This window comes from Streptomyces sp. Isolate_45 (assembly GCF_024721315.2).
GTDB lineage: Bacteria > Actinomycetota > Actinomycetes > Streptomycetales > Streptomycetaceae > Streptomyces.
In genome coordinates, this window is the sequence record NZ_JANFAK020000222.1 from 1 (window position 1) to 11,631 (window position 11,631).

General features: G+C 74.5%; 11 protein-coding genes. 6 read left to right on the forward strand and 5 right to left on the reverse strand.

Annotated features, from left to right (window positions below; all coding sequences use genetic code 11):
• The 3 genes from NOD94_RS37520 to NOD94_RS37530 all read right to left on the reverse strand — a co-directional run.
• A partial coding sequence (locus tag NOD94_RS37520; protein WP_281210731.1) for an RNA ligase family protein occupies positions 1–707 on the reverse strand: 707 nt, incomplete at its 3' end.
• 68 nt (positions 708–775) lie between these two features.
• Positions 776–2,326, reverse strand: a complete 1,551-nt coding sequence (locus NOD94_RS37525) for a hypothetical protein (protein ID WP_281210722.1) — start codon at positions 2,324–2,326, stop codon at positions 776–778.
• Positions 2,327–2,448: 122 nt separating this feature from the next.
• Entirely contained in the window at positions 2,449–2,877 is a 429-nt protein-coding gene (locus tag NOD94_RS37530; protein ID WP_281210723.1) for a MarR family transcriptional regulator, read from the reverse strand.
• 134 nt (positions 2,878–3,011) lie between these two features.
• Between NOD94_RS37530 and NOD94_RS37535 the strand changes: the two genes are divergently transcribed.
• Positions 3,012–3,899, forward strand: a complete 888-nt coding sequence (locus NOD94_RS37535; protein WP_281210724.1) for an MBL fold metallo-hydrolase — start codon at positions 3,012–3,014, stop codon at positions 3,897–3,899.
• Between the two features lie 64 nt (positions 3,900–3,963).
• Here NOD94_RS37535 and NOD94_RS37540 read toward each other — a convergent pair whose 3' ends face one another.
• Entirely contained in the window at positions 3,964–4,230 is a 267-nt protein-coding gene (locus NOD94_RS37540; RefSeq protein ID WP_281210725.1) for a hypothetical protein, read from the reverse strand.
• Positions 4,231–5,018: 788 nt separating this feature from the next.
• Positions 5,019–6,770, reverse strand: coding sequence for a VanW family protein (locus NOD94_RS37545; protein WP_348652374.1), 1,752 nt, complete (start codon positions 6,768–6,770; stop codon positions 5,019–5,021).
• 220 nt (positions 6,771–6,990) lie between these two features.
• Here NOD94_RS37545 and NOD94_RS37550 point away from each other — a divergent pair, with 220 nt between their 5' ends.
• The 5 genes from NOD94_RS37550 (at position 6,991) to NOD94_RS37570 (ending at position 11,594) form a co-directional block, all read left to right on the forward strand.
• Entirely contained in the window at positions 6,991–7,998 is a 1,008-nt protein-coding gene (locus NOD94_RS37550) for an NUDIX hydrolase (RefSeq protein ID WP_281210726.1), read from the forward strand.
• Between the two features lie 65 nt (positions 7,999–8,063).
• Positions 8,064–8,594, forward strand: a complete 531-nt coding sequence (locus NOD94_RS37555) for an SRPBCC family protein (RefSeq protein WP_281210727.1) — start codon at positions 8,064–8,066, stop codon at positions 8,592–8,594.
• 267 nt (positions 8,595–8,861) lie between these two features.
• The gene (locus tag NOD94_RS37560) at positions 8,862–9,434 is read left to right on the forward strand and encodes a hypothetical protein (RefSeq protein ID WP_281210728.1); all 573 of its coding nucleotides are present in this window, start codon (positions 8,862–8,864) and stop codon (positions 9,432–9,434) included.
• Positions 9,435–9,531: 97 nt separating this feature from the next.
• Positions 9,532–10,623 (forward strand): TIGR04222 domain-containing membrane protein, encoded by a 1,092-nt coding sequence (locus NOD94_RS37565; RefSeq protein WP_281210729.1) that lies wholly within the window; start codon positions 9,532–9,534, stop codon positions 10,621–10,623.
• Between the two features lie 32 nt (positions 10,624–10,655).
• Positions 10,656–11,594 carry a class I SAM-dependent methyltransferase gene (locus tag NOD94_RS37570; RefSeq protein WP_281210730.1) on the forward strand — a complete coding sequence of 313 codons (939 nt, stop codon included), beginning with the start codon at positions 10,656–10,658 and terminating at the stop codon, positions 11,592–11,594.
• The last annotated feature ends 37 nt before the right edge of the window (positions 11,595–11,631 follow it).

The following is an 11,631-nucleotide window of genomic DNA, read 5'->3' on the forward strand; positions in this document are numbered from 1 at the left end:
CCGGCCGCCGGCTCCGGACCCAGCCCGAGCGCGCCCAACAGCCCCGGCACGTCCGGCTCGGACCCCGACGCGGCCGACCACAGCGGAGCCGTCGGGCCGAGCCCGTTCGGCACCACGGGCGCGTACATCCAGTGGGTGTCGGTGCGCACGTGTCCGCCGCGGACCCACTTGGCCACGTACCGCCCGAAGTCCTCGCGTTCGAAGCCCGCGACCGTACGGACGACGTAGCCCTCCTGGCGGGTGGTGTCGATCCGGAGCCTGCGCAGCGCCCGCTCGTCGTAGACGCCGCGCCACAGGACGCGCGGGGAGGGGACGCCGAGCCGGCGCAGGAAGCGCACGGTCCGGTCCCAGTCGAGGCAGTGGTCGCCGTCCCACACCGAGAAGCCGTAGAACCAGCTGTCGAGGTCCTCGTAGGCCAGCGAGTGCCGGGCGTACACGTTCTCCCCGCACACCCGCCGGCCCGCCGGTATCCCGGAGCCGATCCGGCTCTGGAGACCCTTCACCCAGGCCCGCGAGGGGTGGTGCGCCGAATCCAGGGAGCGGGCGTGCAGGCCGTCCGCGTACAGGGTCGTGTTCTCCCCGTCGAGCTTCTCGGTCACCACGACCTCGCGCCCGGCGAGTGCCGAGGGCCCGGAGACCCGTACGTCGTCCGAGGTCGCACCGGGGGACCAGGGCAGGTGCGCCGTACGGGGGTAGTGGGTGCGCATGTTCGGCTCCTGCTCGACGACGGCCTGCCCGGTCACTCTAGGTATCCGGATCGGGTGAATCCATCCGATTAACCACCCGCCGGGGCGTCTGCCGGGGCCGCCACGGGGACGGCGGCCACCAGCCGGCCGCCCGCCGGGAACGACAGCCGGTCCAGGCGGGCCGCGTACGGCCACTCCCGCGCCCGGTGGAAACACACCTCGCTCGGGATCGGCACCGCCCGCAGATCCGCCGCGTACGATCCGGCCGGAAGCTCCGCGGCGGCCGCCGCGCGCAGCGGATCGGCGTCCCCGACCCACTCCGCCACGGGCCGGGGACGCGGCCACGGGTGTCCGGCGCCGGGCAGCAGCCGCGTGGGGTCGTGGCGCACCTGCCCGGTGAAGTCCGTTCCGGCCGCCGCCCGTCGGGCCAGTCGCAGGTACTCCAGCAACAGCCCGGTCAGCGATTCGGCGACCAGCGCCGCCTCGGGGAACTCCCGCAGCCGCGCCGGATCGGCGGGCACGCAGACCACGTGTCCCCACTGCCGGCTCGACGGATCGGTCCGGACCTGGAGCAGCGCCTCCGAGCGGCCGTACCGCAGCCGGGCCAGCGGCCGGTACGTTCCGTCGCCGCCCAGCATCCGGTGCAGTTCCGGGTCCACCCCGTGCTCCGCGGCGCCGGGCAGCAGTACCAGCGCGGGCAACCCCGCGACGTCCACCCCGCCGACCGCGCGCAGCACCGTACGGATCGCGTCCGGGACGGGAACGTCCCAGGCGTCCATCGCGGAGTCGGTCGCGCCCGGCGCGAGTCGCACGAACTCCGGGAACCGTCGGGCGAGTTCGCCCAACCCGGCCACCGCCCGGTGTGCGGCGTCGGCGGGTTCCCGGTGGCGGCGCACCGCCCGTCCGAGGAAGTCGCCGCTGACCACGCTGCGCAGGAACAGCACGTTGGCGTCCGCGGCGAACCGGTACTGGACGTCACTGCTGCCGGTGTCCGCCGTCCCCGACGAGGTGGAGAAGTAGGGCTCCCAGTTCACCCCGCAGGGGTAACCGGGGAGGGCGCGCAGGTCCACCAGATCGGTGAGCGAGTCCCCGGGCCCGGCCAGCGCGGCGAGCGCGGCGTCGGGTCCCTCGGCCGCGGCGATGCTCGGTACGGCCGACACGTGCGCCTCGGGGACAGCCGGTTCGAGGGCCTCGCCGGATTCCAGGGCCTTCGCGAGCCGTGCGGTGAGACCGGCCAACCAGTCGAGGAAGTCGGGTGCCTCGATGGTGACGTTCCGCTCGTCGCGGAAGGGGAACACGGTCACGACCGGCCCCCACACGCCACCCGCGGCACCGGCACCGGCACCGACGGCGACGATGAGCGAGCCCTCACCGAAGTCGGGCGCGCCCAGGGTCCAGTACCCGTCCGTGAAGGTCTGCCGGCCGCGCGGCCCGAAGACGTACTCGTCCTCCTCGGTCCGTACCCCGCCGATCCCGCGCAGCACGATCCGTACGGACTCCGGTACGGCGGCCGTCCAGGAGTCCATCTCCGCGTCCGAGAAGCCCGTCAACAGCTCTGCCCCGTAAGGCTGTTCGCGTGAGAGGTCCCGCAATGCCCGCACGACCTCCAGCGCCCGTCCGTCCGCTCCCGCGTCGGCCATGCCCGCACTCCCCCCGCTCGCCCTGCATCGGCCCGGTGCCGGGCGCGACGTGATCGAACCTAACCGAAACCAACGGCTCCGCAGCAACGGCGGCGTCGCGCCCCAAGTCGCCGAGCCGGGCCTCACCGACGGGTGATGGCCCGCTCCAGCAGGCCGTGGAGGACGCTCTGCTCCTGAGGGGCGAGCCCGGCCAGCGGGGAGTCGACGGCGAGCAGCGCGAGGAGGCGTGCGCGCAGTTCGGTGCCCTCGGGGGTGAGGACGAGGTGCTTGGCGCGGCGGTCCGTGGGGTGCGGGTGACGCTCGACCAGCCTCTGTTTCTCCAGCTTGTCGATGACGAAGGTGGTGTTGGAGGGCTCGCAGCTCATGCGTTCGGCCAGGTCCCGCATGGTCATCGGCCCGCTCATCTCCCGCAGGGCGACCGCCTGGGCAGAGGTGAGGCCGAGGGTGGCGGCGCGCTCCCGTACGTGCTCGGCGATTTGTTGGGCCAGTCCGTTCACCAGGCCGCACAGCTGTCGCTCGGCGATGGCCTGCGGCTCGGGTGACGTCGTCATGCCCCCACCCTACCAAACAACATCAAGGTGAAATATTTACAGCTTGAATGATTCCAGCTTGATGTTTATGGTGAGCGTCGTCGCCGCACAACCGCCCGGTTCGCGGCCTGACGGAATATCACTGTGGAGAGAAAATGCCTGACTTGACCCCGCATCGGCACGCCCTACGTCTGAGCCGGCCGGCAGGGATCCGCTCGATCCGGTTGGGCGACACGAAGGTGTCGTACGTACCGGACGGTGACGTGCGGCTCCGGCCGCGGCAGCTGCTGCGGGACAGCACCGACGAGGTGTGGGCCGCGCACCCCGAGTACCTCGATGCCGCGGGCCACCTCGTGGGGAGCGTCGGCGGCCTGCTGGTGGAGCACGGCGACCGCGCCCTGCTCATCGACGCGGGCTTCGGCCCGCAGGCGCACGAGGCCCCCGAAGGCGCGGTCGCCGCGATCCACGGAGGAGCGCTCCCGCGCGGCCTGGCGGAACTCGGACGCCGCCCCGAGGACGTCGAGGCGGTGGCCTTCACCCACCTCCACTCCGACCACCTCGGCTGGGCGTGCCACCCCGCGCCCGGCGGCGACCGCCTCGTGTTCGCCCACGCCGACCACCTGATCGCCGAGCCGGAGTGGGACCGGCGCGACCTCCTGGAGGCCCAGGGCATGGCCGAGCAGGTCGCCGCCCTCGCACCGTGCGTGCGCACGATCACGGACGGCCAGGAGGTCTTCCCCGGCGTACGCGTACGGTTCACCCCCGGCCACACCGTCGGGCACGCCGAGTACGTCATCACGGGCGGCGGACGGCGCCTGATCGCCTTCGGCGACGCCGTGCATTCGCCGATCCAGATCGACCACCCCGACTGGTCCTCGGACTTCGACCACGACCGGGTCCGGACCGCCGGCCACCGCCACCGCCTGGTCGCCGAGCTGGCGGAGCCCGACACGATCGGCTTCGGCGTCCACTTCGCCGACGTGGTGTTCGGGCACGTCCGGCACGACGGGAACGGTCCGGCCTGGCGCCCCGTGGACGCGTGACGCTACCCCCGTCCGGTGGTCGCCTTTCACGCCGGACCTCGCCGATGGCGCGTCCGCACGACGATCAACGCGTTTCCGCGCCCCGGGCGTGAAGGCGACGGCGGCGACCGCCCCGGAGGCCGCACCGCGTGACCCAGCCGCCGGCCCGCGCCAAGGGCTCCCCGCCGGCGGCCCGTACGACGACGAGCCCGTCGCCCTCGAAGCGGACCCGGTCGCCGACCGCGAGGAACAGCGGCTCGGTGAGCTCGAAGGCGTGACCGTCATCGGTCTCCAGGTCGTTCACCACCACCAACCGCGAAATCACGGTGGTCCCGTCGGCAATCAGGCGCATTCCGCGATGATGCCGGCCCGCGCCGCCCGACCCGGGCCGTTCTCCGGCGCCCCGGCAGCACACCCGACGACGGCGCCCCGGGCCGCAGGCCCAACGGCACCCCCGCAGCACGACAGGCCCTAACGGCACAGGGCGACGATGGCCGGGTCCACCCGGCCCCGGGCCGCCGCGCACAGGGGGGCCATGTCGAACGTGCGCTGCGGCGCGGGCCGCTGCCCGGGCGGCTCCTGCCGTTGGCGCGGCTTCGGCGCGCGGGCGGGGGCCGGGGCGGGTGCGCGGCGTACGGCCTTCGGGGGTCGGGCGGGCCGTGCGGGAGCGGTCCGGCGAGGCGGACGGTCCCCGGCCCGACGTGGTGCGGGTCCTTCCGGTGCCGGCCTCTCCAGTGCGGCCGCCGGTGCCGCGCGCTTCGCGGGTGCCGCCGCGCCGGTCGGCCCGTCCGGGGTCGGCGGCGGTACCGTCCCGGTCTCGGGCAGCGGCCCCAACGGCCAGCCCGGTGACACCGGTTGCCGAGGGGAGGGGCTGCCGGCCACAGCTCCGGGCGCCGACGCCCCGACGGAAGCGGGCGGGCGCACGCTCACGCATCCGGCGGCCAGCAGCAGCACGGCCGGCATCACCACGGCCAGTACCAGCGGCAGCCGGGGCCGGGGCAAGGGCCGGGGCGGGGTCCGGGGCGGGATCACGGACGGGGACGGTGCTCGACGCGGCTGCATCCGCCCAGCCTGCCGCACCACCACGCCCCGGGACGGCACCCGTCACACTGATGGGTGAGAAGAGGAACGGGCGGCGGGTCAGGCGGTGCAGGTGACGGTGTCGCGCGGCGTGTAACGGGTCTTCATCGTCTCGCGCCTCACCTCCTCGCCGCCCTTCACGAAGATCCGGTCGACGGCCACGTCGAAGCCCTCCAGAGGCGACTGCGGCTCGCACTTGGGGCCCGTGCCGGTGCGGGTGGCGGGCGGTTTGACGTTGGTGCGCGGGCCCTTCTCCGCCTTCACCTCGTCGTACTTCTTCGTCCCGAAGAAGGTGATGGTGACCGACGAGTCGGTGGCTTCCGCCTGGATGTACAGGGCCTTGCCCGAGTCGTTGGAGAACCGCAGGTCGAGGCTGCCCCAGGCGACCGTGGCCTCGCGGCCCTCCGGGTAGCGCTCGATGTAGAAGGAATGCGCCCCGTGCTCCACGGGTTTGACGCCGGCGAAGAACATGGCGTTGAAGACGGTCGTCGCGACGGCGGAGACGCCACCGCCCGCGGCCTTCTCGTACACGCCGTTGTTGATCATGATGCCGTCGACGAAGCCGTTCTCCTTCGTCCGTTCGCCGACCCGCTGGTTGAAGCTCCACGTCTCGTCGGGCATGACCACCGAGCCGTTTATCAACTCGGCGGCCCGACCTATGTTCGTCGTCCGGTACGGGGCCCGCTCGAACGGCACGGTGAACGAGGACACCTCTTCCTTCAGCCCGAGCCGCGCCACGCTCTCACGGGTCAGCCGGGGTTGGACCTCCTCGGTGGCGACCTCGCCCGTACGGGCCGCCGCGCCGCTGAGGGTGAGCAGCGGCAGCACGGCCTTGCCCAGGGTCCCGGCGGTGACCTGGCGGCCCGCGCGGCCCTCCTCGGCGACGCCGACCTGCCCGGCGGCATCGACCCGCAGCTTCGCCTCGACCGGACCGGGGGAGGCCTGGCGCAGCGGCCCGCCGACGGCGGGATCGGCCAGCAGGGCCTTCTCGTTCAGGGCCGGTACCAGGCGGCCCGTGCCGTCGTCCTTCATCGACAGGTGCTTTCCGAGCGCCGCGGGGGCCACGGGTACGCGCTTGCCGTCCACGGTGAGGGTGACCGGCGCCGCCATGGCGGGCTCGCCGAACTCCTTCAGGGCCCGCTCCGTCTCCTGCTGCCCGACGCGGGGCTCCGTGCGCCGCACCGGCAGCTCCAACGGGCCCGCCGAGCCCGCGGGGCGCGGGTAGGCGGCGCGCAGCGCGTCGAGCGAGCGGTCGACGTCGAGGGCGATCCCCGCGGCCGGTGCCGTGGCCTTCGCCTTGCCCTTCTCGAAGGTCACCGCGCCCTCGCGGGCCCCCTGGCCGGTCTTCTTGCCGATGCCGTCGAGTGCCCCGCGGGCCGCCTTCTCGTCGAAGCGGACCACCGGGCGCACGTCCGGGTCGCCGGAGGCGAAGAGCCGGCCGATCACCGTGAACGGGTCGGAGCCGGCGCGCGCGGCACGGTCGACGGTGCCGGCGGTGTCCAGCGACAGGCCGAGCGTGGCCGGGGCCGCCTGCTCGGTGCGCTCGCCGATCCGCAGGCCGAGCGGCGCCGTCGCGGACGGCCCGAGGTCCCTGGCCAGGGCCTGACGGGCCTCGGCGCGGGTCATCCCGCCTATGTCGACGCCGCGCACCTTGGTGCCCGGCGCGACCTCCTCCCCGGCAAGGAGCAGCCCGGCCGCGTACAGCCCGCCGAAGGCGAGCACCGCTGCGCCTCCCGTGACCCCCACGACCATCGGCACGGTCCACCGCTTCCCGGTGGCCGTGCTGGTCTCCGTACGGGGTGCGCGTCGCATGGCTGTGCTGTCTCCTCGGTCCGGGTACGTGGTCGGACCGGCGGTTTTCACGCCGCCAGCCCGCATCGCGGACGGTATCAAGATCGACATAACCAGGTCATAAGGAGGTATAGCGAGGGTAAAGCCGATCTGGGCGTTCCGCCCGATGTCCGCCGTAACCCGGGGACCGCACCCGCTGTTGCACAACCCGGCGGGTCCACCCACGGTGAACGGAGTTCCGATGCCGCAGCTGACCGACGATCCCGGACGGCCGGGCACCTGGATGACCCCGCAGGAGTACGGAGCCTCGCGCGCCACGCTCTGGACCGCGGCGGTCGTCCTCGTCACCGACCCCGACGGACGGGTCCTCGTCCAGAGCGTCGACTACCGCGCCGACCGGCTGTTGCCGGGCGGCGCCGTGGACGCGGGGGAGTCGCCCGCAGCCGCTGCCGCCCGCGAGATGCGCGAGGAACTCGGTGTCGAGGGCCACTACCCGCACGGCCTGGCCGTCGACTGGATCCCCGCGGACACCCCCGGCTTCCCGCCCGAGATGGGTTTCCCCGGCGAGATCCTCCACGTCTACGACGGAGGTACGTGGGCCTCGGAACGGATCCGGTCCGTCCGGCTCCCCGCGCAGGAGGTCACCGGCATCGACTTCGCCGAGCCCGCCGACCTGACCACCCTGATGGAGCCCGCCGACGCCCGCCGCGCCCTGTCCGCCCTGCGCGCCCGGATCGCGGGCGGCGGCCCCGCCCTCCTGGAGGCGGGACGCCCCACCACCCCCACCGCCCTCGACCGGCTCGGCGTCCTGCGTACCCGCCGCACCCCGCAGCACGGCGCCTGGATCCCCGGCCCCGTCCCCGCACACCTGCCGGTACGGGAGCGCTCCGGCTGGCTCTTCGCCCCCGACGGCCGGGTCCTGCTCCTCGTCGCCCGCGCCACCGGCGCCGTGCGGCTGCCGCCGCCCACCGCCGAGCCGGCCGTCGCCGCCTTCGCGCTGGGCTACCGCTACGCCGAACGGGGCGCCCTCGCCCGGACCGCGGCCCGGCTCACCGCGGCGGGCCCGACCGCCGATCCGGCGTACGCGCGTCTGCTGGCCACCCCGGAGCAGGTGCGCGAGCTCAGCGACTGGGGTGCCGCCGGCCACCACGAACTCGCGGCCGTCCACGCCGCCCGCGCCCGCCTCTCCCTGCCCGCGCCGCCCCGCACCCCGCCGACGGAACTCCCGGAGCACGGCATCCGCTGGTGACGGCACCCGCCGCCGCGACCCGACCAATCCGGTGCCGGGCGCGGCCGGTCCCGCAGCATGGGCCCATGACCGACAGTGACATCACCTACACCCTGTACATCCAGGCCGACCCGGCCCGGGTCTGGCAGGCCCTCACCGAGCCCGCCTTCACCCGTCGCTACTGGGGCCTGAGCTTCGAGACGGACTGGGCGGTGGGCTCAGCCATGGACTGGGTCGAACGCGGGGCGCGCACCAGCGACCCGGAGCAGGTCGTCCTGGACTGCGTACCGGACCGCAGGCTCAGCTACACCTGGCACACCTTCACCCCCCAGTGGGCCGCCGCCGTCGGTATCGACGAGGAACTGCGCGCCGAGCTGGCGGGCCAGCCGCGTACGCGGGTGACGTACGAGATCGAGCCGGTCGGCGACACCCTGGCACGGCTGACCGTCCACCACGAGGGGTTCGTACCGGGCGGCACCCTCGTCGGCATGTGCGGCCGCGCCTGGCCCCTGCTCGCTTCCAGCCTCAAGACCCTGTTGGAGACGGGTGCCCCGCTGCCGGAGAGCGGCCACGACGAGGAGCAGGGCTCCGGCGGCCACGAGGCCCACGGCGGCTGAACCCGCCGGCCCGGTATTCGGCGGGCCCTGATCAGGCGGGCCCCGGATTCGGCGGGCTCCTCAGCGCGGGGGCGACGGATTCGGCGGGCCCTGCATTCGGCGGGTCGGGGCCCGCCGGGCCCCTGAGCCCGGGGGTGAGGGATCCGGTGGAACCGGTCCGACGGGAAACGCCGGCCCCGGCCCCGGCCCAGGCCCAGCCCCCGGCCACCCCCGCCCCTACGGGACCCTGCGCGCCGTCTGTTCACCCCGGTCGTGTGGAATGGCCGCATGGGGATACGCGAGCACCAGACGATCCGGGAGCAGGGCGACGACCCGGCGGACCAGGCCGGGCGACCGCTCCCGGGCCCGGTCCCGCCGCCCGTTGCGCCGCGGCCCGCTCCCGGCCGCTCGGGCTACGCCGGGCACCTCGACCGCCTCGCCGCAGCCGCGGGCACGACGGCCGAGGCCGAGGCGGTGGCCGCCGTCCTGGGCGACCCCGACCCCGTCATGGCCGACAGCGCCGTCGTCACCCACCTCGACCGGCGGGCGGTGCGGCTCGCGGCCGACGGCGCGTTCCCCCTCTGGGCGAGCTCCCTGCGGCCCGCCGTCGAGGGACGGGCCTTCCCGGCACGCCGGCTGCGCGAGTGGACCTTGCTGAAGGCGATGGAGGCCGGCGGCGCGTGGTCGGCCGCGGAACTCACCGCAGCCTCCGACTGGTGCCAGCACACCGCCGCCCTGTCCCCGGCCCCGTACGAGGCGCTGGCCGTCCTCGCGGCCTCCGCCCGGACCGGCCGCGCACGCGACGCCGCTGCCCAGCGCCTGCGGCGCCTGGCCCTGTCGAAGGACCCCTGCGCGCGGTAGTCGCGGACAGCCCACTCCGGCACTGTCCGGGGTGCTGTCGCGTTCCCGGGACGGCCCCACACTCATCCCCAAGAGCCGTACACCGGGGGGTAGTCGTGTGGCTTGCGTACCTTCTCGTTCCCGCCGCGGTCCTCCTGGCAGCGGCCGACCTCCTGCGGACCCTGGCCGACCGCCGCATGACCCGGCCCGGGCGCGCACGCCCCGGCCGGCCCGGGACGCCTTGACGATGTACGAGGTCGCCCACCTGCGCAACGGCGCCTCGGCCGTCGCCGAGACCGCGATGGCGGCGCTCCACCTGGCGGGACGGCTGCCCATCACCGCGGACCACCGGCTCGACCTGACCGGTCGCCGTCCGCGCGATCCGGTGCAGGCCGCCGTCCTCGCCCTGAGGAGCGCGGGCGACGTCCGTCCGGCCGCCGTCGTGCGCGACGAGGCGGCCGGCTCGGCTGCCGTGGCCCGCGTCGCGGCCCGGCTCGTCGAACAGGGGCTGGCCATGGACAAGGCCCGCGAGAAGGGCGTCGACGACGCCACCGACTTCGAAGCCGCGGCGGCGTGCCTGGCGGGCGTCCTCGGGATCGCGGCGGCGATCTGGTCGGCCGCCGCCGACGGCCCCTGGCACTGGCTCCGGCCGCTCGGGGCCTTCGCCCTGCTCCTCGTCGTCCGGGCGGGACGGTACGCGGGGCGCGACGACCGGCCCCGCGCCCGCGGCGCGAGCCCTGCCGGCCGGGCCCGGTACGAGGGGGTCCTCACGGACGAAGCCTGGGAACCTCGGCCCGACCGGGGCACCCGCCTGCCGGCCGGGAACCGTAGGACCGTCGCGGAGGTCAGCCGGCGCGGACTGAACGCCCTCACGCTGCCCGAACCGGCACTGGCGATGGTGGGCGGCCCAGGGCCCGACAAGGAGGACCGCTCCGCCGCCGGCCCCCGCTCCCCGTCGAACGCGTCGAGCTCCGCCGGTTCCGCCGGTTCCGCCGGTTCATCGAACCGCGACCGGAGCGTCTGCGACCCCCCGTCCCTCGGCGCGGGCTGCGCGGGCTGCGGCGGCTGCGGGGGTGGTTTCCGAGGCTCGCGAACGCTGTTCGCGGGGCGGATCCGCCGCGGAAGAGGAAGCAGTCCCTGCTGCGAAGTCTCGTCAGACGCCAGTACGAGGGCTTATGGTCCTCAATACCTGGCCAGGTATCAGCGTTGAACCGATGCCACTCCACTGGAGGATGACTCTCCGTGTCGCACGTGTCACAGGCTCCCGTCACCACTCCCGACGATGAGCCTGCACCGCCCGTCCCCCGGTCGTTCGACGAGGTCAAGGGCTGGTTCTCGGCGCATGACCAGGTGCTGTTCGACTGGTTCCTCACCCGCCAGAACCAGGACGCCGAAACCCCGGGTGACATCCTCGAACTGGGCGCCTTCATGGGCAAGAGCGCCATCTTCCTGGGCGGATACCTGCGCGACGGTGAGGAGTTCACCGTCTGCGACCTCTTCGATTCGCCGGCGCCCGACGACTTCAACCTCGCCGAGACCCGTGACTCCTACCCGACGCTCACCCGGCGCGGGTTCGAGACGAACTACCTGGCCTTCCACGAGGAGCTGCCCACGGTCATCCAGGCGCCGACCTCCGTGGTCTCCGACCGCGTACGGCCCGGGAGTTGCCGCTTCGTCCACATCGACGCGTCGCACCTGCACGAGCACGTCGTCCAGGACATCGACTCCTCGCGGCTGGTCGCCGGCGAAAACGCGGTGGTCGTCTTCGACGACTACCGCTCCGAGCACTGCCCGGGCGTCGCCGCCGCCGTCTGGGCCGCGGTCGCCACCGGCGAACTGCGGGTGATCGCCGTCTCGGCCCTGAAGCTGTACGCGACCTGGGGCGACCCCGAGCCCCACCAGGCGGCCATGCTGTCGTGGCTGGAGGGCCGCGACGACCTGTGGCACGGCGTGGACATCGTGCACGGCCGGCCGTTGGTGCGGATCGGCGGCGATACCGCGACGGCGCCGACCGCGCCGAAGCCGCTGAAGGAGCCCGAGCCGGTGGAGCCCGTCGTCACCGCGCCGCCGGTCGCCCGGCCCGCGCCCCGCCCGGGCGCCCGCCTGCGCAAGCTGGCCAAGGACCTGCTCCCGCCGCTCGTCACCCGCGCCATAGTCGCCCGGCGCCGCCGCCGGGCCTGACCGGGCCGCGTACGGCGCCGGCCCCCGCCACGGGGGT